The organism is Citrobacter sp. CRE-46, assembly GCF_059615875.1.
Genome location: NZ_CM184341.1, coordinates 358,051 through 384,258, shown reverse-complemented (window position 1 = coordinate 384,258; position 26,208 = coordinate 358,051). Strand labels below are relative to the sequence as shown.

The following is a 26,208-nucleotide window of genomic DNA, read 5'->3' as shown; positions in this document are numbered from 1 at the left end:
GCTTCTCCTTGAGAATTATTTTTTCGCAGGCGTTGCGACTCCTGGTTTATACAGCGCCAGCAGTTCGTTCACCTTTTTACGCGTGCCGCCATTGCTGCTGATGCTGCGCCGCACTTTGACCTGAAAATGTTTCGCTGCCCGGTACCACTCACGGGTATCGGGCGTGTCATGGTTCGAAATTAACACCGGAATCTGCTTACTGACCAGCTTTTCTGCCATCTCGGCCAAATGCGCCTGCTCTTTCGGGCTAAAGCTGTTGGTATGATACGCGGTGAAATTTGCCGTCGCCGAAAGCGGTGCATAAGGCGGGTCACAATAGACTACGGAGTTGGTATCCGCACGGTCCATGCACTCTTCATAGGAAAGGCAATGGAACTCCGCATTCTGCGCTTTTTCAGCAAAATGGTATAACTCGGCTTCCGGAAAATAAGGTTTTTTATAACGACCAAACGGTACGTTAAACTCACCGCGCAGGTTATAACGGCACAACCCGTTGTAACCAAAGCGGTTCAGATACAGGAATAGCACTGCGCGGCGGAACGGGTCCTGGCAGGTATTAAATTCTTCCCGGAACTGGTAGTACACCTCAGCCTGATTAGTTTCAGGCATAAACAGCTCGCGCGAAGCCTGCACGTACTCATCGGTACGGGTCTTCACGATGTTATAGAGACTGATGAGGTCGCTGTTGATATCGGCAAGAATATAACGAGAAAAGTCGGTGTTGAGAAACACCGACCCGGCCCCTACGAAGGGTTCAATCAGACACTCACCCTGGGGTAAATGCCGTTTGATATCATCAAGCAGGGGGTATTTTCCCCCTGCCCATTTCAAAAAAGCGCGATTTTTTTTCATGCTGACTAACTAATTACACCTTCTCCGGCTGTGGAGAAAGCTCCGACAGCATCCTGCGCTTTAGTCTTTGTCCCGCAATTGGGCGAAACAGCAAACCATTGCAGAACATATCCTATCTTACTTCAAATCGGCCTGAACCTGGTGCAGCGGTTTTGCCCACGGATTTTTCGCCTGAATATCGGCGGGTAACGTAGACACTGCACGTTTCGCATCTTCTTTAGATGCATACACGCCCGTCACCAGAACATACCACGGTTGACCGTTACGCGTCGTCTGATACACCACGTAGTTCTTCAGGTTTTCTTTCTTCGCCCAACCGTTCAGGTTGTCGTAGTTAGAAGAACTGCTGAGCTGCAGCGTGTAATGGCCGGACGGCGCAGATTTTAACGCGCCAACATTTCCTGTACTTTTCGCTCCGCCAGCCACAGGCGTTGCCGTCGCGGTTGGCGCAGGTGTTGCAGTTTGTGCAGGCGTCGTCGTCGCGGTTGCTTTCGGTTCTGCTGTCGCTTTTGGCGCAGCGGTTACCACAGGCGCTTTGGTTGTAGTCGTCGGCGCAGTCGCGGCTGGTTTTGCCTGAGCAACAGGTTTCGGCTCTGTTGTCGTCGCTTTCACCGTGGTCTGCGGTTTGCTCTTCGGCTCAATGACGGCCTGTTTACGTTCCTGGTGCGTAGCAGCAGGACGTTCAACCGTTTCCGTTTTGGCAGTCTGGCGCGCAGCAGTACCATTACGAACTGGTGCGACGGTCGCAGGTTCAGTCGGCAGCGTAGAGTTCACCACGACGTTGTTAACCTGCTCCTGACCTTGCGGTTGCGTCAGCGCATTGTTCAGATCGCCCTGCACTTCAACACGCTGCTGACCTTCAGTTGCCGCAGGCGTCTGGCCTTGAGTTGGGGTAGAGGAAATCGGCGGCAGGGAAACATCCTGCTGGGTATTGCCCGCAGTCTGCTCAGCGCCCGTTGCAGGCGTATTCGTGTTCGCCTGATCCGTCGCATTGCTGCCAGAAAGATCGATGCTCTTCTCGCCAGACGCCGTCTGTTCACTGGAAGAAGATGAGGGGGCTTTCAGCGCAGAACCAATACCGATGATCAACAGCAGCAGCACCAGCACGCCCACACCCATCATCATATACTGACGAGAGGCAGGTTTACTGACCGCTTTCTTACGCTTGCGCGGACGACGTTCTACACGCTCTTCATCCACCGCATCGTCATCAGATTCATAGTCTTCTTCGATGTCCCGCTCTTCTTCACGCTCTTTACGTGCGCGCGCAGGACGGCGATCGTCAGCATCCAGATCAACATCATCAAAATTGATTTGCGGCTCATTATCGCGTTCAGACGATTGACGAGAACGACCAGTACGACGATCGCTGGGATCGGGTTTCAGCTCGTCTTCTGGTTTGAATTCATCCATTTAACACCCCACTCAAAGGTTAATGCTTACAACTTTGCACGTAACCTGAAGCTAAAAGACCTACGTTTTGCAACGTACGTCGGACCTTTCTTGTTGTTACGCCTGCTGGCAATCAGCAATAGCGTTAAGAACCACCTCGTGCGACACTCCGCCGCGCACTTCACTCTTCCCTATTGCCTGCGGAAGCACTAAACGAATTTCTCCCGCTAACACTTTTTTATCTCGCAGCATATGCGGTAAATAGGCCTCGGTGGACATTTCACGTGGCCCATTAACCGGTAAGCCTGCTCGCTGTAGCAGCGTAATGATGCGCTGCGTATCCGCAGAGCTAAACTGACCCAGACGTTCTGACGTACGAGCAGCCATTACCATACCTGCTGCGACAGCTTCACCATGTAACCAATTGCCATAACCCATTTCAGCTTCGATCGCATGGCCGAACGTGTGTCCCAGATTCAGTAAAGCACGTAAGCCCATTTCGCGCTCGTCTGCTGCGACAACTTCTGCTTTCAGCTCACAACAACGGCGAATACAGTACGCCATTGCCGGACCGTCCAGACGCAATAACGCGTCCAGATTGTCTTCCAGCCAGTTGAAAAACTCACCGTCAAGAATGATGCCGTATTTGATGACTTCCGCCAGCCCCGATGCCAGCTCACGCGCAGGAAGCGTTTTCAGACAATCGAGATCCACCACCACGGAGGCTGGTTGGTAAAACGCGCCAATCATGTTTTTACCGAGGGGATGGTTTACGGCGGTTTTGCCGCCGACGGAGGAGTCGACCTGCGACAACAGAGTTGTCGGGACTTGAATGAAACGAACACCGCGCTGGTAGCTGGCTGCCGCGAAACCGGTCAGATCGCCAATCACGCCGCCGCCAAGTGCGACTAACGTGGTATCGCGACCGTGCGGTTTTTGCAGTAACGCGGTGAAAACCGTATCCAGAACCGTCAGGCTTTTATACTGTTCGCCATCGGGAAGGATAACGCTATCAACGTTAACACCCGCCTGTTCAAGTACGCCGCGAACCTTATCGAGATACAGGGGAGCCAGGGTTTCGTTGGTCACCAACATAACCTGATCGCCCGATTTCAGCGGTAAGAATGAAGCTGGCTCATTGAACAAACCAGCCGCGATAGTGATAGGGTAACTACGTTCCCCGAGAGTGACTGTGATCCTCTCCATTACGCGACATCCACCTTAGTTACTTGTACCCGCAGACGAGTGTGTATTCGGCCAGAATTAGTTGCTTTCCAACATATGAATAATCTGGTTTGCTACGACTTTTGCGCTCTGATCGTCGGTGCGAATGGTCACGTCGGCAATCTCTTCGTACAGAGGATTGCGTTCGTCAGCCAACGCTTCCAGAACTTCACGAGGCGGTGATTCTACCTGCAGCAGCGGGCGTTTCTTGTCACGTTGAGTACGCGCAAGTTGTTTCTCAATTGTCGTTTCAAGATAGACCACGACGCCACGCGCGGAGAGACGGTTACGTGTTTCACGTGATTTTACAGAGCCACCGCCAGTTGCCAGCACAATACCCTGTTTTTCCGTCAACTCGTTGATGACTTTTTCTTCGCGATCACGGAAGCCGTCTTCACCTTCTACATCGAAGACCCAGCCCACATCAGCTCCGGTTCGTTTCTCAATCTCTTGATCAGAATCGTAAAATTCCATATTGAGTTGTTGAGCTAACTGCCGCCCAATAGTGCTTTTTCCGGCACCCATAGGCCCAACCAGAAAGATATTGCGTTTCTCTGCCATTTTTTCGGTACTACTAAGACTATTCGTTAATGGTAAACCCGCTTCGCAGACACCCAGCGCAGCAGGACATGAACTGAAACCTCATAAGATATTGCGAGAGTCAGACTGAAAATTATCTCAATACTCAAGCGGGTTTGGCAACTGAATAAATCACCAAACCCTACGCATTTCTGGTCGTGGCAGGCATGCAGCCCTGCAAACATCAGACATGGCGACATATCGCGTAGTCCAATGACGGCAAAATAAGCCTATGACACACCACCAGAAAGGCAAAGCGTATTCATTGCCGCATAAGTAAAGAAAAGTACCGACGCTCAAATCGGTACTCCTTGTATGCTAAATACACCCCCACGTCAAATCCCTGAAACGTGTTCAGTGCAAAAACAACGGTTTTTCATGCATAAGTTATTCCGTTGACACCAGTCTGGGCGTAATAAAGACCACTAACTCACGACGCTCATCTTCTTTTCCATCGTGACGAAAAAGAGAGCCAAGCCAGGGGATGTCGCCTAACAACGGCACGCTGTCAGCCGCAGATTTATTTTTATGTGAAAAAATGCCGCCCAACGCAATCGTCTCTCCGCTTTTTACCTCAACCTGCGTTTCAATTTCCTGCTTATCGATAGCCAGAACTTCACCATCAGCTTGTTGTAGCACCTGCCCGGGGACATTCTGGCTGATATGCAGTTTCAGCCTGATTCGCCCTTTCTGCAAAACAGTGGGCGTAACCTCCATCCCCAGTACCGCTTCTTTAAACTCGACGGATGTCGCCCCGCTTTCTCCGCTGGAGACCTGATACGGGATCTCGCTGCCCTGCTTAATACTGGCAGGTTGCAGATGAGAAGCCAGTAATCGCGGACTGGCGATGATATCAAGCTGCTGTTTTTGCTCCAGTGCCGACAGCTCCAGTTCCAGTAACCGACCGTTAATGCGACCAATATTAAATCCCACACGGGATGTTGCTGCGGGCACCGAAAGATCGCTGGCAAGCGTAGTGACATTCCCCACCACCCCCGGTTGTTGCGCGTCGGCCAGCGACCATTTAACCCCCAGCTCGCGCAAACTTTTTTCATTAATCGTGACGATATGCGCCGCCAGTTCGACCTGTTCAACGGGTAAATCCATTTGCGCCACCCACTTTTCCAGCGCGTTAAGCACAACGCTATTATCACGCAGCAGTAAGCGGTTGGTTCGTTTATCAACCGTCATGCTGCCTTTAGCGCTCAGCAACTTCTCTCCGGCTTTTGCCAGCTCGGCGGCGTCAGCGTATTGCAAAATGATGCTGCGATGTTCCAGAGGCAGACTGGCCTGCATTCGTGCCTGCTCATTTTCCTGGCGGGCCGCATTTTCACTCTGCCATTGCATAGAATGCACATGCAGAATGTTGCCCTCCTGGCGTAGCACTAATCCGGCGCTTTTCACGACCGTTTGCAACGCCTGCTTCCAGGGCACATCTGTCAGATGCAGTGACAGCACCCCGCCGACATCCGGTGAAACCACCAGGTTTTTCTTTTCTTGTTCCGCCAGGGCCTGCAAAACCTGCACAACAGGCACATCATCCACCACCAGCGTTACGTTTTGCGGTTTTCCCGCCTGCCCGCTGAACACCGCGACCAGCAGCATCATGGCTATCCATCTCATCCATCGCTTCATTTACCGCTCCCTGTCGTTGCCACTGCCATTGAGCAGGCTCGCAGCTTTTCTCTGTGTTGAGAGTTAAGCTTTCAGCCGTTATCTGCGAAATCGTCCAGCCGTTTTTCAGGACGTCATTTCGCTCAACTCGCCGCCATTTGTGCTGCCCATCCTGCACGATGCCGATCGGTCGCTCACCCACGCTCACCATTCCCTGATAACGCCACGTGGACCACTCAGCTATCTGGCAAGGGTCCTCCGGCGGTAAGAAGGGATTACGCATACCGGTCAGGATCAGCACACTGATGCATGCCAACAGCCAGCGTTCAACCGTCATTCAGATGTTCCAGTTGTAGCGTTAACAGCAGTTCAGCGCCTTCTACACTGAGAGAAAAACGGCTGACGTTCATCCCTTGTTCCGCCAGTTGGACAAACACCGGCGGGATAGCCTCCCACGCAGGCCTCAGCGTCATCTCCCCGCCCTGAATGGCGGGTTGCCAGTGGACAAGACGTACAAGGGGCGTCTGAAACAGCAACGGAGAGAATGGAATAAACGTCTCTTCAGCCTCTCCTGACGATGACGCCAGCAGATACAGGTTTCGCCATTGCGTCTGAATGGCAGCACGTTGCTGGTTTAGCGCCTCTTGTTGCATATCCCGCTGCCTGGCGGCGGGGTAAAGACATAGCGCTACCATCATAAGCAGCCCTAAAATCCAGCCGCATGCGCACATAACACGAAAGCGCAGCGACTGCGCGAGCCAGGCATCACAGAGCGTTATCATGCGTGTCACTCCGCGTCAGACGATAGTGGAATTGCCAACGCCCTTGGGCATCCTGCTGCGTTTCGCCGGGACGATTTAGCGTAAACAACGGCTGCTGGCGTAATTGCGTTTCCAGCGCCTTAAGGGCGGCAAAGTTCAGCGTATTTCCCGTCAGTTCCAGCGTCCCTTGCTGCCAGGTCATTTTGGTTAACCACGCCTGCTCCGGGAGTAATTCCGCCAGTTGTTGCAGAATCTTTTGCCAGCTTTGGGTCTGGTCACGCTGTTTGTTTCGCGCTTGTACCTGTTGCCATTGTTGCAGGCGCTGCTGCAAACGAGGCTTTAGCGCCGTCAGCGCCGCAATGCGCTTATTTTCAGCCTCTACCAGCAGGAGTTCGACCCGGTTTTCCACGCTAAAAACGCTGTTATAGATTAACGTCACGCCAATGCTCAGCAGTAGAGCAGCGCTAAAGAAGACGCCCCAGAAACGCAAACAGGTATACCGCCGAGTCTGACGCCAGGGCAGAAGATTGATGGTCGCTATCATCAATACGATCCTCCCATGGCCAGTCCTAATGCAATGGTAAAGCGGTGGCTGTGTGGTGGAATTGGCGGCTGGCGAACGGACACGACGTTTAAAGGATCGAATCCGCTGGGGTCGCATAGCGCAATAGCTGTCGGGGAAAGAGATAACGTTGCGGCGAGTTCGTCGAGACGGCCAATATCGCCCGTCAATTTTCGCCCCCATGACGAGCGGGTCGCCCATAGCCACTGGGTCTCATCACGCCATACCAGACACTGTTGATGTTCGGGTAAATAAGGAATAAATCGTTGCAAGGCGCTGGCGTCCGGCGTAATCGCTTTAACCTGTACTTTCAGCGCTTGTATTAACGTCAGCAGCGTTGAAATCTCTTTGCTTTGCGCGGCAGTGACGTTAAACGCCGGGCTCAACGTGTCTTCGCTATAATCAAAATGCAGCGCATCCTGCGACATATCCAGTTCACGTGCCATCAAACCGGACAACCATGCGGTTTGCTCTGGCTCTCGCAAGGTCATTGCCGGACGAGGAAACTTTTTTTGTAACGTCCTGTTGGCGGGAAAGGAGAGATAAATATGATGTCGGCGAGGAAGCTCACGGCTCCACGGCAATAGCGTTGCGACAAGCTGTTCTGGCTCACGAATGTGACCATCAACGATAACCTGAGGTGCCAACGACATACGCCACCAGCGCTGTAGAAACCAACCGGTCGCGTCGCGAACGACAGCGACAGCCAGCGCTTCATGTTGCTGAATATGCAGACCAATTTTCCAGATATTAAAAGCCATTGCTGATGATCTCCGTATCACCCGTTGCTTTAACGGGTATATCAATGCGTCTGGCTTGCCTTTATACTACCGCGCGTTTGTTTATAAACTGCCCAAATGCCACTAAATGGGAAATCTCCAGTGAAGTTCGTAAAGTATTTATTAATCCTTGCAGTATGTTGCATCCTGCTGGGAGCAGGCTCGATTTATGGCCTCTATCGCTATATTGAGCCGCAATTACCTGACGTCGCGACGCTCAAAGATGTGCGTTTACAGATCCCGATGCAGGTTTACAGCGCTGACGGCGAGCTGATCGCGCAATATGGCGAGAAACGTCGAATCCCGGTCACGCTGGATCAGATGCCGCCAGTGATGGTCAAAGCTTTTATCGCCACAGAAGACAGCCGCTTTTATGAGCACCACGGGGTCGACCCGGTGGGGATCTTCCGTGCAGCCAGCGTCGCATTGTTCTCCGGTCACGCCTCACAAGGGGCGAGTACCATTACCCAACAGTTGGCGAGAAACTTCTTCCTGAGTCCGGAACGTACGCTGATGCGTAAGATCAAAGAAGTTTTTCTGGCGATCCGCATTGAACAACTGCTGAGTAAAGATGAAATCCTCGAGCTGTATCTGAACAAGATCTACCTGGGATATCGCGCCTATGGCGTGGGGGCGGCCGCGCAGGTCTATTTCGGCAAGACGGTCGATCAGCTCAGCTTAAGTGAGATTGCGGTGATTGCCGGTCTGCCAAAAGCGCCGTCAACCTTCAACCCCCTCTATTCGATGGACCGGGCCACCGCACGACGTAACGTCGTGCTGTCGCGTATGCTGAGTGAAAATTACATTACGCAGGCCCAGTACGATCAGGCGCGCGGCGAGGCCATTGACGCCAACTATCACGCGCCGGAAATCGCCTTCTCTGCGCCGTATCTGTCTGAGATGGTGCGCCAGGAGATGTATAACCGCTATGGCGAGAAAGCCTATGAAGACGGGTATCGCATCACCACCACCATTACGCGCAAAGTGCAGCAGGCGGCCCAGCAGGCAGTACGTAACAACGTGATGGATTACGACATGCGTCACGGCTACCGCGGCCCGTCAAACGTGCTGTGGAAAGTGGGCGAAAGCAGTTGGGACAGCAAGAAAATCACCGATACGCTGAAAGCGCTGCCAACATATGGACCACTGCTGCCGGCGGTTGTCACCAGCGCCAATCCGCAGGAAGCCATTGCCGCGCTGGCAGATGGCACATCAGTTTCATTACGGATGGATGGCATGCGCTGGGCGCGTCCTTACCGCTCGGATACTCAGCAAGGTCCGACGCCGCGTAAAGTGACAGATGTGGTACAGACCGGGCAGCAAATCTGGGTACGCCAGGTTGGCGATGCCTGGTGGCTGGCGCAAGTGCCGGATGTTAACTCCGCACTGGTTTCTATTAATCCGCAAAACGGCGCGGTGTTGGCGCTGGTAGGGGGTTTTGACTTCAACCAGAGCAAGTTTAACCGTGCGACCCAGGCGCTACGCCAGGTAGGTTCCAACATCAAACCATTCCTCTATACCGCCGCAATGGATAAAGGTCTGACGCTGGCGAGCATGCTCAACGATGTGCCGATCTCCCGCTGGGATGCCGGTGCCGGTTCCGACTGGCAGCCGAAGAACTCACCGCCGCAGTATGCTGGTCCTATCCGTTTACGTCAGGGGCTGGGCCAGTCGAAAAACGTGGTGATGGTACGCGCCATGCGTGCTATGGGCGTGGATTACGCAGCAGAGTATCTGCAACGTTTCGGCTTCCCGGCACAGAACATTGTGCACACCGAATCGCTGGCGCTGGGTTCCGCCTCGTTCACACCATTGCAGGTGGCGCGCGGTTACGCGGTGATGGCGAACGGCGGCTTCCTGGTCGATCCGTATTTCATCAGTAAGATCGAAAGCGATATGGGCGGCGTTATCTTCGAAGCGAAGCCAAAAATTGCCTGCCCGGATTGTGATATCCCGGTGATTTATGGCGATACTCAGAAATCTAACGTGCTGGAAAACAGTAATGTAGAAGATGTCGCCGTCTCGCAGGAGCAGCAGAATGCCGCCGTGCCTATGCCACAGCTTGAGCAGGCCAACCAGGCGTTGGTCGCGCAGAGTGGAACGCAGGAGTACGCTCCGCACGTGATCAACACGCCGCTGGCGTTCCTGATTAAAAGCGCGCTGAACACCAATATCTTTGGGGAACCAGGCTGGATGGGAACCGGCTGGCGTGCGGGCCGCGACCTGAAACGTCACGATATCGGCGGAAAAACCGGGACTACCAACAGTTCTAAAGATGCGTGGTTCTCCGGTTACGGACCAGGCGTAGTGACATCAGTATGGATCGGCTTTGACGATCATCGCCGCAATCTGGGTCACACGACAGCTTCCGGGGCGATCAAAGATCAAATCTCCGGCTATGAAGGCGGCGCGAAGAGCGCGCAGCCTGCGTGGGATGCTTACATGAAATCCGTGCTGGATGGTGTGCCCGAGCAGCCGCTGACGCCGCCGCCGGGTATCGTGACGGTCAATATCGATCGCAGTACCGGTCAACTGGCGAGCGGCGGTAACAGCCGCGAAGAGTATTTCATTGAAGGTACTCAGCCAACGCAACAGGCGGTACACGAGGTGGGGACAACCATTATCGATAATGGTGAGACACACGAACTGTTCTGATCAAAAAAGGCGCTTCGGCGCCTTTTTTAGTGTTTGTGTATTAGTGGGATAGATATTAAAGCCGTCCCTGCCCTTTCAGCCATTCACGTACGAGGAACAACGCGCTCACATTACGCGCTTCGTGGAAATCAGGGTCTTCCAGCAAATCCATCATATGCGCGAGCGGCCAGCGTACCTGCGGTAATGGCTCAGGTTCATCCCCTTCCAGCGATTCGGGATAAAGATCCTCTGCCACCACAATGTTCATTTTGCTGGAGAAATAAGACGGCGCCATGCTGAGTTTCTTCAAAAACGTCAGATCTTTCGCGCCAAATCCCACCTCTTCTTTCAGTTCCCGATTCGCCGCCTCAAATACGCTTTCACCGGGATCGATTAATCCTTTGGAAAAACCCAGTTCGTAGGACTCGGTCCCGACCGCGTATTCGCGGATAAGGATCAGGTGGTCATCCACAATCGGCACAATCATTACCGCTTCACGCGTGGAGGGCCGCATACGTTCATAAACGCGGCGTACGCCGTTGCTGAACTCAAGGTCCACGCTTTCGACCTTAAACAGCCGGGATTGGGCGACGGTTTCCACTTTCAAAATCGTGGGTTTTTGTAATGATTTGCTCATTGTGAGGGTCTTTGCTGTGAAATCTGGGGTCATTGTGCGATATACCGCACGGTTTCGGCAACGTGAATTGCCGTTTATTTACATTTATGTAACGTACTAAAAGTTAATCCCTATTTCAAATTAAAAGTCAATAGGTTGAAATAACTCCAGGAATTTGCTGATATTCCATTTTTAGTGATTTTGCTATGATTCGCATTTACTGGGCTGCGCTTTAAGATGCTCAAGTTCAACTCCACACTTGCCGATAGCCAACTAAAGAATCACGAATATTGAACAGGGTGCAACTGACCACGCCTGACAGACTAAGTAAGATGGGGAAAGCATGAGCACCATTCTGATTTTTTTAGCTGCTTTGCTGGCCTGCTCATTGCTTGCAGGGTGGCGACTCAGAACGAAATCCAGACAGAAAAATTTACCTTTGAGCAACGTCTTTTCAGACGCCTCTAAGCGTAAGCTTACGCCTGAAGAACGCAGCGCTGTCGAAAACTATCTCGAAAACCTGAGTCAAATTCAGCAAGTACCTGGTCCAACTGGCGCCAGTTCTGCGCCAGTATCGTTAACACTGAATGCCCAAAGTAACAGCGTTATTGTGCTTACGCACGCGATTACACGTTACGGTATTACCACCGACGATCCTAACAAATGGCGCTATTATCTTGATTCCGTTGAGGTGCATTTGCCGCCTTTTTGGGAACAATACATCAATGACGAAAACAGCGTTGAGTTGATTCACACCAATACGTTACCGCTGGTTATTTCGCTAAACGGCCACACCCTGCAGGAATATATGCAGGAAGCGCGTGGCTATGCGTTACAGCATACCGCCTCTACCCAGGCGTCCATTCGCGGTGAAGAAAGCGAACAAATCGAACTGCTGAATATTCGTCAGGAAACCCATGAAGAATATGCGCTCAGCCGCCCTTCTGGATTACGCGAAGCGTTACTGATCGCCGCATCATTCCTGCTGTTCTTTTTATGTTTAATCATCCCGGATACGTTTGTTCCGTGGGCAGTCGGTGGCGCGGTGCTGTTGCTCGGTGCAGGTCTGTGGGGGCTGTTCGCTCCGCCATCTAAAACCGCCCTGCGAGAAATTCATTGTCTGCGCGGGACGCCGCGTCGCTGGGGTTTGTTTGGCGAGAACGACCAGGAGCAAATTAACAATATTTCTCTGGGTATTATTGATCTGATCTATCCCCCTCACTGGCAGCCTTACATTGCGCAGGATCTTGGTCAGCAAACGGATATCGATATTTATCTCGATCGCCACGTTGTACGCCAGGGGCGTTTTTTATCCCTGCACGACGAGGTTAAAAATTTCCCGTTGCAACACTGGCTACGCAATGCCGTTATCGCTGGCGGTTCGCTGTTAGTGCTGCTGATGCTGCTGTTCTGGATCCCGTTGGATATGCCGATAAAATTCACCCTTTCCTGGATGAAAGGCGCACAGACTATCGAAGCCACCAGCGTGAAACAGCTTGAGAACGCGGGCGTCCGCGTGGGGGACACACTACACCTGAGCGGCACAGGTATGTGTAACATTCATACCCAGGGGAGCTGGAATACACAGCCCGCCACGCCGTTCATGCCTTTTGATTGCACGCAAATTATCTGGAATGACGCGCGCGCGCTACCGCTTCCGGAATCCGATCTGGTGAACAAAGCCACCGCGCTCACGCAGGCCGTAAGCCGCCAGTTGCACCCCAAACCAGATGATGATTCCCGCGTCAGCGCGTCGTTACGTTCGGCAATCCAAAAGTCCGGCATGGTGTTACTGGACGATTTTGGTGAAATTGTCCTGAAAACAGCCGATCTGTGCGCAGCCAAAGATGAATGCGTGCGCTTAAAAAATGCGCTGGTTAACCTCGGTAACAGTAAAGACTGGGCCGCCCTGGTGAAACGCGCTAACGCAGGAAAACTGGATGGAGTAAATGTGCTGCTGCGTCCGGTAAGCGCCGAGTCGCTGGATAATCTGGTCAATACCTCTACGGCGCCGTTTATTTCACGCGAGACGGCGCGAGCGGCCCAGGCGCTAAATAGCCCTGCCCCCGGCGGTTTTCTGATTATCAGCGACGAGGGCAGCGATCTGGTCGATCAGCCGTGGCCGTCAACCTCCCTGTATGACTACCCGCCGCACGAACAGTGGAACGCCTTTCAGCGTCTGGCCCAGATGCTAATGCAAACACCGTTTCGCGCGGAGGGGATCGTCACCAATATCTCTACCGACGCCAACGGTACCCAGCACATTGGCCTGCACCGAATCCCGGATCGTTCAGGATTATGGCGCTACCTTGGCACGACGCTGCTGATGCTCTCCATGCTCGGATGCGCTATCTATAACAGCGTTCAGGCATTCAGACGCTACCAGCGCCATCGCTCGCGCATCGCAGAAATTCAAAGCTATTACGAAAGTTGCCTCAACCCAACGCTGATTGACGACCCGGAAAGCCTGATTCGATAACACGCTCGCGCGCCAGGATATGCTACCCTGTCGCGCATCATGTTTTCTTCTGGGGGGGTTCCATGCATATCAATATTGCCTGGCAGGATGTCGACACCGTGTTGTTAGATATGGACGGCACGCTGCTCGATCTGGCATTCGATAACTATTTCTGGCAAAAACTGGTGCCGGAAACCTATGGCGCAAAGCAGGGTATCTCTCCCCAGGAAGCCCAGGACTATATTCGCCAGCAGTATCATGCCGTGCAGCATACGCTAAACTGGTACTGCCTGGATTACTGGAGTGAGCGCCTGGATCTGGATATTTGCGCCATGACAACGGAACAAGGACCACGCGCTGTTTTGCGTGAAGATACCGTACCGTTTCTTGACGCCTTAAAAGCCAGCGGCAAGCGCCGTATTTTGCTCACCAACGCGCATCCGCATAACCTCGCGGTGAAGCTGGAGCATACCGGTCTGGCCTCGCACCTTGATTTATTACTTTCCACCCACACATTTGGTTATCCCAAAGAGGATCAGCGGTTATGGCACGCTGTGGCTGAAGAAACGGGAATGAGTGCAGAGAAGACGCTGTTTATTGACGATAGCGAACCCATTCTCGACGCCGCTGCTCTGTTCGGCATTCGTTACTGCCTCGGCGTAACCAATCCCGACTCAGGTATTGCGGAAAAACAGTACGCACGCCATCCGTCATTGAATGACTACCGCCGACTGATCCCCTCACTGATGTGAAGGAGACGCCATGAAAGAAAAGCCCTCTGCTGAAGTCAGGTTGGATAAATGGCTATGGGCTGCGCGCTTTTATAAAACGCGTGCGCTGGCCCGTGAAATGGTTGAAGGCGGTAAGGTGCATTACAACGGCCAACGTAGTAAGCCGAGCAAGATTGTCGAGCTGAACGCCACCCTCACCCTGCGCCAGGGAAATGACGAGCGGACGGTCATTATCAAGGCCATTACCGAGCAGCGTCGCCCGGCCACGGAAGCCGTTACGCTGTATGAAGAAACCGCGGAAAGCGTGGAAAAACGCGAAAAAATGGCGCTGGCGCGTAAACTTAACGCGTTAACCATGCCGCACCCGGACAGACGACCGGACAAGAAAGAACGCCGCGACCTGTTACGATTTAAACACGGCGACAGCGAGTGACTGTCACCTGCAAGAGAGATGATTATGCCGCAACATGACCAATTACATCGTTATCTGTTTGAAAACTTTGCCGTGCGCGGCGAGCTGGTGACCGTTTCGGAAACCCTGCAACAGATCCTCGAAAACCATACTTACCCGCAGCCGGTTAAAAACGTGCTGGCTGAACTGCTGGTCGCCACCAGCCTGCTTACCGCTACGCTGAAGTTTGCTGGTGATATCACCGTACAGTTGCAGGGCGATGGTCCGCTGAGCCTGGCCGTCATCAACGGCAACAACAATCAGCAGATGCGCGGCGTAGCCCGCATGCAAGGTGATATTCCTGAAGGCGCGGATCTGAAAACGCTGGTAGGCAACGGCTACCTGGTGATCACCATTACGCCGGAAGAAGGCGAGCGTTATCAGGGTGTGGTCGGTCTGGAAGGCGACACGCTGGCCGCCTGTCTGGAAGATTACTTCATGCGTTCTGAACAGCTACCGACACGGCTGTTTATCCGAACTGGCGACGTCGATGGCAAACCCGCCGCTGGTGGGATGCTGCTGCAGGTGATGCCGGCGCAAAACGCGCAGGCAGATGATTTTGATCACCTGACCGCCCTGACCGAAACCATCAAAACTGAAGAGCTGTTGACGCTGCCAGCCAACGAAGTACTGTGGCGTTTGTACCACGAAGAAGAAGTTACCCTCTACGATCCGCAGGACGTTGAGTTCAAATGCACCTGTTCACGCGAACGCTGCGCAGGCGCACTGAAAACGCTGCCGGACGAAGAAGTGGACAGCATTCTGGCGGAAGAAGGCGAGATCGATATGCACTGCGATTACTGCGGTAGCCACTATCTGTTTAACGCAATGGATATTGCCGAGATCCGCAGCAACGCTTCCCCGGCAGACCCACAGGTCCATTAAGTTTATCAGCCCGGTAGTGTGCTCTGCCGGGCTAACTCCCGCTTACTCAGCGCAATAATGCCTCTTTAGCCGTTCGCCAAGAATCACGATAACACGCCACACTCTGGGCGCTGAATCCAGTGACTGATTCGCTACCGCCTGCCGCAGGCCAATAGATTCCATGCCCCAGCGAGTAGTTTGTGAACGTTCAACACTAACCATGTCGTCATTCAGCATCAACAGAAAGCCTCATATCGCATCAACTTCACAATTTTGAATATTGACTGACCTTTTTCGGACCATGACGACGGGAAGTGAATCGATATTGTTTATGTATGAGTTACGTATTTTTCTTACATGAATGCGATTACACTCACAAGATTTCCGCCAAAAACACTCTCCATTAACGTTTTAAGAACATTTTCCACAACAAAAAAGGGTTTCCTGCCATAATATCTGCCTCTTTGTGACAGGAGTCGCAGCGCATTCGGTCACCTGTGATTTTGCCCGATGCGTAAATCTATGAGCCTTGTCGCGGTTAGCAATCCCAAAAAAACCTTACTATTCCAGGTAATACATATTGGCTAAGGAGCAGTGAAATGCGTGTGAACAACAGTTTAACCCCGCAAGATCTCAAGGCTTATGGTATCAATGACGTTCAGGATATCGTTTACAATCCAGACTACGACACGCTTTTCCAGGAAGAACTTGATCCTTCCCTTCAAGGTTATGAGCGTGGCGTATTGACGAATCTGGGCGCCGTTGCAGTTGATACCGGTATCTTTACCGGACGTTCGCCAAAGGATAAGTACATTGTCCGTGACGACACGACGCGTGATACGCTGTGGTGGTCCGACAAAGGTAAGGGTAAGAACGACAACAAACCGCTTTCCCCGGAAACCTGGCAACATCTGAAAGGGTTAGTCACCCAGCAACTTTCCGGCAAGCGCCTGTTTATTATTGATGCTTTCTGTGGCGCAAACGCCGATACCCGTCTTTCCGTGCGCTTCATTACCGAAGTTGCCTGGCAGGCGCATTTTGTCAAAAACATGTTCATCCGCCCAAGCGACGAAGAACTGGTTGATTTTAAACCTGATTTTATCGTGATGAACGGCGCTAAATGCACCAACCCGCAATGGAAAGAGCAGGGTCTGAACTCAGAAAACTTCGTGGCATTCAACCTGACTGAACGTATTCAGTTGATTGGTGGTACCTGGTACGGCGGCGAGATGAAAAAAGGTATGTTCTCCGTCATGAACTACCTGCTGCCGCTGAAGGGCATCGCCTCCATGCACTGCTCGGCAAACGTCGGGGAAAAAGGTGATGTGGCGGTCTTCTTTGGCTTGTCCGGCACCGGTAAAACCACGCTGTCCACCGACCCTAAACGCCGCCTGATCGGTGATGATGAACACGGTTGGGATGATGATGGCGTGTTTAACTTCGAAGGCGGTTGCTACGCTAAGACCATCAAGCTGTCTAAAGATGCCGAGCCGGAAATCTACAACGCGATCCGTCGTGACGCGCTGCTGGAAAACGTCACCGTGCGCGAAGATGGTTCTATCGACTTCGACGACGGTTCCAAAACCGAAAACACCCGAGTTTCCTACCCGATTTATCACATCGAGAATATCGTTAAGCCGGTGTCAAAAGCGGGTCATGCCACCAAAGTGATCTTCCTGACCGCTGACGCGTTTGGCGTGCTGCCACCAGTGTCTCGCCTGACGGCAGATCAAACGCAGTACCACTTCCTGTCTGGCTTCACTGCCAAACTGGCCGGTACCGAACGTGGCGTCACTGAACCTACCCCAACCTTCTCTGCCTGCTTTGGCGCAGCATTCCTGACGCTGCACCCAACGCAGTACGCTGAGGTGCTGGTGAAACGTATGCAGGCGGCAGGTGCGCAGGCGTATCTGGTTAACACCGGCTGGAACGGTACCGGTAAGCGTATCTCCATCAAAGATACCCGCGCGATTATCGACGCCATTCTGAACGGTTCACTGGACGACGCAGAAACATTCCGACTGCCGATGTTCGACCTGGCTATTCCAACCGAACTGCCGGGCGTGGATACTCGCATTCTCGATCCGCGTAACACCTACGCGTCACCGGAGCAGTGGCAGGAAAAAGCCAACGCACTGGCGAAACTGTTTATCGAGAATTTCGAGAAGTACACAGATACCCCAGCAGGTGAAGCACTGGTTAGCGCCGGGCCGAAGCTGTAATTGACGTTGCCGGATAGCGGTTTCGCCTTATCCGGCCTGCAACAACAAAAAGGGAGGCATTTCGCCTCCCTTTCTTATGCGTCTTTTGTGGTGCCCTGCGCACGAGTGAAGGGAACCGGAAGCCAGGCGCGAATCGACAACCCACCCCGCTCGCTGGTGCCAATTTCCAGCATACCGTTATGGTTATCGATAATACGCTGCACAATCGCCAGCCCCAGGCCCGTACCGCTGGTACTACGCGCGCTGTCGCCGCGGACAAACGGCTGGAACAGATGTTTACGCTGTTCCGGCTTGATACCCGGACCATCATCTTCCACCTGGAACCAGGCGCGATGCTGCTCCATACCGCTACTGACCTTAATCCAACCGTTACCATAGCGGGCGGCATTCACCACCATATTGGCAACCGCACGCTTGATCGACAGCGGATGCATCTTCACCTGAATGTTGCCCGGCAGCAGCGCAGTCTCAATTTCCCGCTCATAGCCGCTTTCCGCCGCGACCACTTCGCCTAACACCGAGTTCAGATCCGCCATCTCCATCGGCATCTCCTGACCGGTACGCAGGTAGTCGATAAACTGCTCGATAATAGCGTTACACTCTTCGATGTCCTTATTGATGGACTCTGCGAGATAACCGTCTTCCTCGCCCATCATTTCCGTCGCCAGACGGATACGCGTCAGTGGAGTACGTAGATCGTGACTCACCCCCGCCATCAGCAGCGTACGGTCATCGGCCAGTTGCTTCACGCCTGCCGCCATATGGTTAAAGGCACGGGTAACGGAACGCACCTCGGAAGCGCCATACTCACGCAACGGCGGCGGAATAATACCCTTACCCACCTGCAACGCCGCATGTTCAAGATCCACCAGCGGTCGGTTCTGAATACGAATAAACAACCATGCGCCGCCGATGGCCAGCAGCATGATCGCCAACGTATAGCGGAACAGCGGCGAAAAATCACCCTGATGGATTTCAGTCAGCGGCACACGTACCCAGATATTGGGCGACAGCCAGGTTTTCAGCCACACGACCGGCGAGCTTTTGTTGACCTCAACGCGGACTTCGGTCGGGCCACCCAGCTGCTGCGCCATCTGGTGGCTTAAGAATTCATAGTGTTGCGCCCAACGCAGTCCGGCCTCTTCAGCGGCCTCGTTGGAATAGAGGGAAATACCCAACTCACGATAAATTTCCCGGCGGAACGCGGGCGGCACCACCAGTTGCGTACCGTCCTCCAGTTGCAGTTTATCGGTCATCAGCATACGAACTTCGTAAGCCAGGACCTTATTAAACTGCTGGAGGCTCGGCAAAATCGCGAAGTTCAGCACGACCAGGTAAGTCGTCACCAGGCTGGCAAACAGCAAGGTGACGATGAGCAATAATGTGCGGGCAAACGAACTTCGTGGTGAGAAGCGCATTCGCCTCATGCTTTAGAACCGTCCGGAACAAAAACGTAGCCCAGACCCCATACGGTCTGGATATAACGCGGATGCGCCGGATCTTCTTCCACCATACGGCGCAGACGAGAAATCTGTACGTCGATGGAACGTTCCATCGCCGAGTATTCACGACCACGAGCCAGGTTCATCAGCTTGTCGCGAGACAGCGGCTCACGCGGGTGGCTTACCAGCGCTTTCAGTACCGCAAATTCCCCGCTGGTGAGCGGCATCGGTTCATCTTCGCGGAACATTTCACGCGTACCGAGGTTCAGTTTGAACTTACCAAAGGCAATAACCGCTTCTTCCTGAGAAGGTGCGCCCGGCAGTTCGTTCGCCTGACGACGCAGTACGGCACGAATACGCGCCAGCAGTTCACGCGGGTTAAACGGTTTCGGAATGTAATCGTCAGCGCCGATTTCCAGCCCTACGATACGATCAACTTCTTCACCCTTCGCGGTCACCATAATGATCGGCATCGGGTTGCTTTGGCTGCGCAGGCGACGGCAAATAGACAGGCCATCTTCACCCGGCAGCATTAAATCCAGCACCATCAGGTGAAAGGACTCACGGGTCAGCAGACGATCCATCTGCTCAGCGTTTGCGACGCTTCGAACCTGGAAGCCCTGCTCGGTCAGATAACGTTCCAGAAGCGCACGTAAGCGCATGTCGTCATCGACCACCAGAATCTTATAGTTCTCTTGCATTGTTATTACTCCCAAAGGTTCGCAACAATTAAGTGTATATTCTTAAGAAAGCTCACGTGAGTCACCAGCGAATTCTGGTATGAATTCCAGGCTAAATTGTTACAAAGCATATTAAACAGCAGCTTAAGTATACAATGTTTCTCGCAATACATTATTTATTCTGTTGATATGCTCACGTAATACTAATTGTGCGCATCATCACAGAGTTGAAGGTAAAACAATAAGATGAAAACGCCCCTGATAACCCGTGAAGGGTATGAAAAACTCAAACAAGAACTGAATTATCTCTGGCGTGAAGAGCGCCCGGAAGTCACCAAAAAGGTCACCTGGGCCGCAAGTCTGGGCGACCGCAGCGAAAATGCCGACTACCAGTATAATAAAAAGCGCCTGCGCGAAATCGACCGCCGCGTTCGTTATTTGACCAAGTGCATGGAAAATCTGAAAATCGTCGATTACTCCCCGCAACAGGAAGGGAAAGTCTTCTTTGGCGCATGGGTCGAGATTGAAAATGACGATGGCGACATCCGCAAATTCCGCATTGTCGGTTACGATGAGATCTTCGGCCGTAAAGATTACATCTCTATCGATTCGCCAATGGCGCGGGCACTGCTGAAAAAAGAGGTCGGCGATCTCGCGGTAGTAAACACCCCAGGCGGCGAAGCCAGTTGGTACGTAAACGAAATTGAATACGTGAAGTGAGACCGGAACAATCCGAAGCCCCCGTAGATGACTGGCATTTTTGCCAGTCAATCCGTATAACTATCCCCTGATTTTTTATCCTATAGACGAAGCTATCCATGATGAATGATTCTTTCTGCCGCATTATCGCAGGTGAAATTCAGGCTCGTGCTGAACAGGTAGAAGCTGCCGTTCGCCTGCTTGATGAAGGGAACACCGTGCCGTTTATCGCACGTTATCGTAAGGAAATCACCGGCGGTCTGGACGATACGCAATTGCGTAATCTGGAGACCCGTCTGGGATATCTGCGTGAACTGGAAGACCGCCGTCAGGCGATCCTGAAATCTATCGGCGAGCAAGGCAAACTGACCGACGATCTGGCGAATGCGATCAACGGTACGTTAAGTAAGACCGAACTCGAAGATCTCTATCTGCCGTACAAACCCAAGCGCCGCACCCGTGGGCAAATCGCCATTGAAGCCGGGCTGGAGCCGCTGGCAGACTTGCTGTGGAACGAACCCTCCCACGACCCGGAAACGGAAGCCACCAAATACCTCAACGCCGAAAACGGCGTGGCGGACACCAAAGCCGCTCTCGACGGCGCGCGCTACATTCTGATGGAGCGTTTCGCAGAAGACGCCGCGCTGCTGGCAAAAGTTCGTGATTACCTGTGGAAAAACGCGCATTTGGTTTCTACCGTGGTCAGCGGTAAAGAAGAGGAAGGGGCGAAGTTCCGTGACTACTTCGACCACCACGAACCGATTTCTACCGTGCCATCCCACCGCGCGCTGGCCATGTTTCGTGGTCGTAACGAAGGCATGTTACAGCTTTCATTGAATGCCGATCCGCAATTCGATGAGCCGCCAAAAGAGAGCCACGGCGAGCAGATTATCCAGGAACATCTGGGACTGCGCCTGAATAACGCACCTGCCGACAGCTGGCGTAAAGGCGTAGTGAGCTGGACATGGCGCATCAAAGTGCTGATGCACCTTGAAACCGAGCTGATGGGTACCGTGCGCGAACGTGCGGAAGATGAAGCGATTAACGTCTTTGCCCGCAACCTGCATGACCTGCTGATGGCCGCCCCAGCCGGACTGCGCGCCACAATGGGCCTCGATCCGGGTCTGCGTACCGGGGTAAAAGTGGCTGTGGTTGACGGTACCGGCAAACTGGTCGCTACCGATACCATTTACCCGCATACCGGTCAGGCCGCCAAAGCCGCCGTCGCCGTTGCGGCGTTGTGTGAAAAATACAACGTTGAGCTGGTGGCGATTGGTAATGGTACGGCGTCGCGCGAAACCGAGCGTTTCTTCCTCGACGTACAGAAACAGTTCCCGCAAGTCACCGCGCAGAAAGTAATCGTCAGCGAAGCCGGCGCGTCAGTGTACTCCGCTTCTGAGCTGGCGGCGCTGGAGTTCCCGGACCTTGATGTTTCGCTGCGTGGGGCGGTGTCTATCGCCCGTCGTCTGCAGGATCCGCTGGCTGAGCTGGTGAAAATCGATCCGAAATCTATCGGCGTGGGCCAGTATCAGCACGACGTAAGCCAGACGCAGCTGGCGCGTAAGCTGGATGCGGTAGTGGAAGACTGCGTAAACGCCGTCGGCGTGGATCTGAACACCGCCTCCGTACCGCTGCTGACCCGCGTGGCAGGCCTGACGCGCATGATGGCGCAGAACATCGTGGCCTGGCGTGACGAGAACGGCCAGTTCCAGAACCGTCAGCAACTGCTCAAAGTCAGCCGTCTGGGCCCTAAAGCCTTTGAACAGTGCGCGGGCTTCTTGCGTATCAATCACGGCGATAATCCGCTGGATGCCTCCACCGTTCACCCGGAAGCCTATCCGATTGTGGAACGCATTCTGGCCGCCACCGAGCAATCGCTGCGCGATCTGATGGGCAACAGCAGCGAACTGCGCAATCTGAAAGCCGCCGATTTTACTGACGAGCGCTTCGGGGTACCGACCGTCACCGACATCATCAAAGAGCTGGAAAAACCGGGTCGCGACCCGCGTCCTGAATTCAAAACCGCACAGTTTGCTGATGGCGTAGAAACCATGAACGATCTGCAACCGGGGATGATTCTGGAAGGGGCCGTCACCAACGTCACCAACTTCGGCGCGTTTGTCGATATCGGCGTACACCAGGACGGTCTGGTGCATATCTCTTCACTGTCGAATAAGTTCGTCGAAGATCCCCACACCGTGGTGAAAGCGGGCGATATTGTGAAGGTGAAAGTGCTGGAAGTAGACCTGCAGCGTAAGCGTATCGCGCTGACTATGCGTCTGGATGAGCAGCCAGGTGAAACCAACGCGCGTCGCAGTGGTGGAAATAACGATCGTACTCAGGGCAATCGCCCGGCCCCAAAAGCCGCGAAACCTCGTGGCCGTGACGCTCAGCCTGCGGGCAACAGCGCCATGATGGATGCGCTGGCAGCGGCAATGGGTAAAAAGCGCTAAGTTTAAACCATGTGCCGGATAGCGGTGTAAATACCGTATCCGGCATATTTACTATATTATCTTCTCTCTTCCTCATTATATTTATCACTTCATTAACAGATGAAACCTTAATTAAACATTAAGGATTTCAATAATTGCTAGCGCGAATCATTCGTCCCCAACCAGAATAAATATTGAGGAATATCAAAATTGGCTCAAATTATTATCTAATTGTACATTCCGTCACACTTATTCTATTGATGATAGAAACCATTCTCATTATCATTGGTTTGTTGATTATTTACTCTTTCCTTACGTTGGCTAATCATCTGGTCTCATGCCGCCCTGTCGCCCCATGAGGTAATCACCCAGTTAGCGAGATATAAGTAGGTCCCTATGCAATTCACTCCTGACAGTGCGTGGAAAATTACCGGTTTTGCCCGTGAAATCAGCCCGGCTTATCGTCAGAAACTGTTGTCACTTGGCATGCTACCCGGCTCATCCTTCAACGTGGTACGCGTCGCCCCGCTCGGCGATCCTATCCATATTGAAACGCGTCGCGTAAGTCTGGTATTGCGTAAAAAGGATTTGGCGTTATTAGAAGTGGAAGCGGTGTCCTGTTAATACAGTGAGTCTATAAAAATGAAAAAACTAACCATTGGTTTAATTGGTAATCCTAATTCCGGCAAGACAACCTTATTCAACCAGCTCACCGGCGCGCGTCAGCGTGTAGGCAACTGGGCTGGCGTTACCGTTGAGCGTAAAGAAGGTCATTTCGCCACGACGGACCATCAGGTCACGCTGGTCGACTTACCCGGCACCTATTCACTGACGACAATCTCGTCGCAGACCTCTCTTGATGAGCAAATCGCCTGCCACTACATTTTAAGCGGCGACGCGGATCTGTTGATCAACGTGGTCGATGCCTCAAACCTTGAGCGCAACCTCTACCTGACGTTGCAACTGCTTGAGCTGGGCATTCCCTGTATCGTCGCTCTGAACATGCTGGATATTGCTGAGAAACAGCAAATCCGTATCGATATCGACGCCCTCTCCGCCCGTCTTGGCTGCCCAGTGGTTCCGCTGGTCTCCACCCGCGCCCGCGGCATTGAAGCGTTGAAGCTGGCGATCGATCGCTACAAGGAAAACGACACCGTCGAACTGGTGCATTATGCCCAGCCGTTGTTGCAGGAAGCGGATTCCCTCGCCGATGCGATGGCCAAAGATATGCCGCTTAAACAACGCCGCTGGCTGGGCCTGCAGATGTTGGAAGGCGATATCTACAGCCGTGCCTACGCCGGTGAGGCCGCGCAAAACCTCGATGCCGCCATTGCGCGTCTGAGTGAAACAATGGACGATCCGGCGCTGCATATCGCCGATGCGCGTTACCAATGCATCGCCGCAATCTGCGATACCGTCAGTAATACCCTGACGGCAGAGCCGAGCCGTTTCACCACCGCGGTGGATAAAATCGTCCTTAACCGCTTCCTCGGGTTGCCGATTTTCCTGTTCGTGATGTACCTGATGTTCCTGCTCGCCATTAACATTGGCGGCGCACTGCAGCCGTTATTCGATGTGGGTTCCGTGGCGCTGTTTATTCATGGTATTCAATGGATTGGCTATACGCTGCACTTCCCGGACTGGCTCACTATCTTCCTGGCGCAAGGTCTTGGCGGCGGGATTAACACCGTGCTGCCGTTGGTGCCGCAAATCGGCATGATGTACTTGTTCCTCTCTTTCCTTGAAGACTCCGGTTACATGGCGCGCGCTGCGTTTGTGATGGACCGTCTGATGCAGGCACTGGGACTGCCGGGAAAATCGTTTGTCCCGCTGATCGTCGGCTTTGGCTGCAACGTACCGTCGGTGATGGGCGCCCGTACGCTGGATGCGCCACGTGAACGTCTGATGACCATCATGATGGCGCCGTTTATGTCCTGCGGCGCACGTCTGGCGATTTTCGCCGTCTTTGCCGCGGCTTTCTTTGGTCAGAACGGCGCGCTGGCGGTCTTCTCGTTGTACGTACTGGGTATCATCATGGCGGTGCTGACCGGCCTGATGCTCAAACACACCATCATGCGTGGCGAAGCAACACCGTTCGTCATGGAGCTGCCGGTGTACCATGTGCCGCACATCAAGAGCCTGATTATTCAGACCTGGCAACGTCTGAAAGGCTTCGTGCTGCGTGCCGGTAAAGTGATTATCATCGTCAGTATTTTCCTCAGCGCCTTTAACAGCTTCTCGCTAAGCGGGAAAATCGTCGATAACATCAACGACTCTGCTCTGGCTTCCGTCAGCCGCGTCATCACCCCAGTCTTCAAGCCGATTGGCGTCCACGAAGATAACTGGCAGGCAACCGTCGGTCTGTTCACCGGTGCGATGGCAAAAGAGGTGGTTGTCGGAACGCTGAACACGCTTTACACCGCAGAAAACATTCAGGAAGAAGAATTCAATCCGGCAGATTTCCACCTCGGTGACGAGCTGTTCAGTGCGGTGGATGAAACCTGGCAAAGCCTGAAAGACACCTTCAGCCTGAGCGTTCTGGCCAACCCTATTGAAGCCAGCAAAGGCGACGGCGAGATGGCTACAGGCGCAATGGGCGTGATGGGCGAGAAATTTGGCAGCGCCGCCGCCGCGTACAGTTACCTGATTTTCGTGCTGCTGTATGTCCCGTGCATTTCAGTGATGGGTGCTATCGCACGTGAATCCAGCCGTGGCTGGATGGGCTTCTCGATCCTGTGGGGCCTGAACATCGCCTATTCACTGTCGACGCTGTTTTATCAGACCGTCAGTTACAAAGCGCATCCGACTTACAGTCTGGTGTGCATCTTAGCCGTCATCCTGTTTAACATCGTGTTGCTGGGTCTGCTGCGCCGTGCCCGCAGCCGGGTGGATCTCTCACTGCTGTCAACCAACAGAACGGCTAGCTCCTGCTGTTCCAGTACCACTGGCGATTGCCACTAAGGTCGTCAACGATGGCATCGCTTATTCAGGTTCGTGATTTACTGGCGCTGCGGGGGCGTTTGGAGGCAAAGCAAATTAGCCACACGCTGCATACCCCGCAGCCAATGATTGACGCCATGCTGAATCAGTTAGAAAAGATGGGCAAAGCGGTGCGGATTCAGGAAGATGCCGATGGGTGTCTGTCCGGAAGCTGCAAGAGTTGCCCCGAAGGTAAAGCCTGCCTGCGCGAGTGGTGGGCTTTGCGCTAGTTTGCCG

The 26,208-nt window shown here is 53.3% G+C and carries 23 protein-coding genes; 11 read left to right on the top strand and 12 right to left on the bottom strand.

Features of this window, described 5'->3' with window-relative positions; genetic code table 11:
* Positions 1–15: 15 nt before the first annotated feature.
* From dam to AC534G_RS01745, 9 genes are all read right to left on the bottom strand, one after another.
* Positions 16–852, bottom strand: coding sequence for an adenine-specific DNA-methyltransferase (gene dam / locus AC534G_RS01785; RefSeq protein WP_085048999.1), 837 nt, complete (start codon positions 850–852; stop codon positions 16–18).
* A 117-nt stretch (positions 853–969) separates the two neighbouring features.
* A complete protein-coding gene (gene damX, locus AC534G_RS01780) occupies positions 970–2,265 on the bottom strand; it encodes a cell division protein DamX (RefSeq protein WP_038634845.1) in 1,296 nt (431 codons plus the stop codon).
* Positions 2,266–2,361: 96 nt separating this feature from the next.
* Positions 2,362–3,450, bottom strand: coding sequence for a 3-dehydroquinate synthase (gene aroB / locus AC534G_RS01775; protein ID WP_110496649.1), 1,089 nt, complete (start codon positions 3,448–3,450; stop codon positions 2,362–2,364).
* Positions 3,451–3,507: 57 nt separating this feature from the next.
* Entirely contained in the window at positions 3,508–4,029 is a 522-nt protein-coding gene (aroK, locus tag AC534G_RS01770) for a shikimate kinase AroK (RefSeq protein ID WP_003023552.1), read from the bottom strand.
* A gap of 405 nt (positions 4,030–4,434) precedes the next feature.
* On the bottom strand, positions 4,435–5,670 hold the full coding sequence (hofQ, locus tag AC534G_RS01765) for a DNA uptake porin HofQ (protein WP_174330367.1): 1,236 nt from the start codon (positions 5,668–5,670) through the stop codon (positions 4,435–4,437).
* Complete coding sequence (locus tag AC534G_RS01760) at positions 5,585–5,998, bottom strand: HofP DNA utilization family protein (protein ID WP_038634853.1); 414 nt, start codon at positions 5,996–5,998, stop codon at positions 5,585–5,587. Before AC534G_RS01760 ends, hofQ begins: the two co-directional genes overlap by 86 nt.
* Complete coding sequence (locus AC534G_RS01755; RefSeq protein WP_110496645.1) at positions 5,988–6,443, bottom strand: HofO family protein; 456 nt, start codon at positions 6,441–6,443, stop codon at positions 5,988–5,990. The genes AC534G_RS01760 and AC534G_RS01755 overlap by 11 nt, the downstream gene beginning before the upstream one ends.
* Positions 6,427–6,966, bottom strand: coding sequence for a PilN domain-containing protein (locus tag AC534G_RS01750; RefSeq protein ID WP_038634859.1), 540 nt, complete (start codon positions 6,964–6,966; stop codon positions 6,427–6,429). Before AC534G_RS01750 ends, AC534G_RS01755 begins: the two co-directional genes overlap by 17 nt.
* A complete protein-coding gene (locus tag AC534G_RS01745) occupies positions 6,966–7,745 on the bottom strand; it encodes a type IV pilus biogenesis protein PilM (protein ID WP_110496643.1) in 780 nt (259 codons plus the stop codon). The genes AC534G_RS01750 and AC534G_RS01745 overlap by 1 nt, the downstream gene beginning before the upstream one ends.
* 120 nt (positions 7,746–7,865) lie before the next feature.
* Between AC534G_RS01745 and mrcA the strand changes: the two genes are divergently transcribed.
* A complete protein-coding gene (gene mrcA, locus AC534G_RS01740; protein WP_199981055.1) occupies positions 7,866–10,418 on the top strand; it encodes a peptidoglycan glycosyltransferase/peptidoglycan DD-transpeptidase MrcA in 2,553 nt (850 codons plus the stop codon).
* Positions 10,419–10,473: 55 nt separating this feature from the next.
* Here the strand turns inward: mrcA and nudE are convergent, their stop codons facing one another.
* Positions 10,474–11,034 carry an ADP compounds hydrolase NudE gene (gene nudE / locus AC534G_RS01735; protein ID WP_038634868.1) on the bottom strand — a complete coding sequence of 187 codons (561 nt, stop codon included), beginning with the start codon at positions 11,032–11,034 and terminating at the stop codon, positions 10,474–10,476.
* A gap of 322 nt (positions 11,035–11,356) precedes the next feature.
* Between nudE and igaA the strand changes: the two genes are divergently transcribed.
* The 5 genes from igaA (at position 11,357) to pckA (ending at position 17,739) form a co-directional block, all read left to right on the top strand.
* Positions 11,357–13,492 carry an intracellular growth attenuator protein IgaA gene (gene igaA / locus AC534G_RS01730; protein ID WP_038634871.1) on the top strand — a complete coding sequence of 712 codons (2,136 nt, stop codon included), beginning with the start codon at positions 11,357–11,359 and terminating at the stop codon, positions 13,490–13,492.
* A 62-nt stretch (positions 13,493–13,554) separates the two neighbouring features.
* Positions 13,555–14,223: a GMP/IMP nucleotidase gene (gene yrfG, locus AC534G_RS01725; RefSeq protein ID WP_110496639.1), complete on the top strand. Its 669-nt coding sequence runs from the start codon at positions 13,555–13,557 to the stop codon at positions 14,221–14,223.
* Positions 14,224–14,233: 10 nt separating this feature from the next.
* Positions 14,234–14,635, top strand: a complete 402-nt coding sequence (hslR, locus tag AC534G_RS01720; protein ID WP_003837900.1) for a ribosome-associated heat shock protein Hsp15 — start codon at positions 14,234–14,236, stop codon at positions 14,633–14,635.
* Between the two features lie 24 nt (positions 14,636–14,659).
* Complete coding sequence (gene hslO, locus AC534G_RS01715; protein WP_016157640.1) at positions 14,660–15,538, top strand: Hsp33 family molecular chaperone HslO; 879 nt, start codon at positions 14,660–14,662, stop codon at positions 15,536–15,538.
* Between the two features lie 578 nt (positions 15,539–16,116).
* Entirely contained in the window at positions 16,117–17,739 is a 1,623-nt protein-coding gene (gene pckA / locus AC534G_RS01710) for a phosphoenolpyruvate carboxykinase (ATP) (RefSeq protein WP_038634881.1), read from the top strand.
* Positions 17,740–17,813: 74 nt separating this feature from the next.
* On the opposite strand, the gene envZ is transcribed toward pckA, so the two are convergent.
* Entirely contained in the window at positions 17,814–19,166 is a 1,353-nt protein-coding gene (gene envZ, locus AC534G_RS01705; protein ID WP_038634884.1) for a two-component system sensor histidine kinase EnvZ, read from the bottom strand.
* Positions 19,163–19,882 carry an osmolarity response regulator transcription factor OmpR gene (gene ompR / locus AC534G_RS01700; protein ID WP_001157751.1) on the bottom strand — a complete coding sequence of 240 codons (720 nt, stop codon included), beginning with the start codon at positions 19,880–19,882 and terminating at the stop codon, positions 19,163–19,165. Before ompR ends, envZ begins: the two co-directional genes overlap by 4 nt.
* Positions 19,883–20,107: 225 nt before the next feature.
* Here ompR and greB point away from each other — a divergent pair, with 225 nt between their 5' ends.
* From greB to feoC, 5 genes are all read left to right on the top strand, one after another.
* Positions 20,108–20,581 carry a transcription elongation factor GreB gene (greB, locus tag AC534G_RS01695; protein ID WP_003023524.1) on the top strand — a complete coding sequence of 158 codons (474 nt, stop codon included), beginning with the start codon at positions 20,108–20,110 and terminating at the stop codon, positions 20,579–20,581.
* A 98-nt stretch (positions 20,582–20,679) separates the two neighbouring features.
* On the top strand, positions 20,680–23,013 hold the full coding sequence (locus AC534G_RS01690; protein ID WP_110496635.1) for a Tex family protein: 2,334 nt from the start codon (positions 20,680–20,682) through the stop codon (positions 23,011–23,013).
* 375 nt (positions 23,014–23,388) lie between these two features.
* A complete protein-coding gene (gene feoA / locus AC534G_RS01685; protein WP_003023519.1) occupies positions 23,389–23,616 on the top strand; it encodes a ferrous iron transporter A in 228 nt (75 codons plus the stop codon).
* A gap of 18 nt (positions 23,617–23,634) precedes the next feature.
* Positions 23,635–25,953, top strand: a complete 2,319-nt coding sequence (gene feoB, locus AC534G_RS01680) for a Fe(2+) transporter permease subunit FeoB (RefSeq protein ID WP_038634892.1) — start codon at positions 23,635–23,637, stop codon at positions 25,951–25,953.
* Positions 25,954–25,964: 11 nt separating this feature from the next.
* On the top strand, positions 25,965–26,201 hold the full coding sequence (gene feoC, locus AC534G_RS01675; RefSeq protein ID WP_069323799.1) for a [Fe-S]-dependent transcriptional repressor FeoC: 237 nt from the start codon (positions 25,965–25,967) through the stop codon (positions 26,199–26,201).
* Positions 26,202–26,208 lie beyond the last annotated feature (7 nt).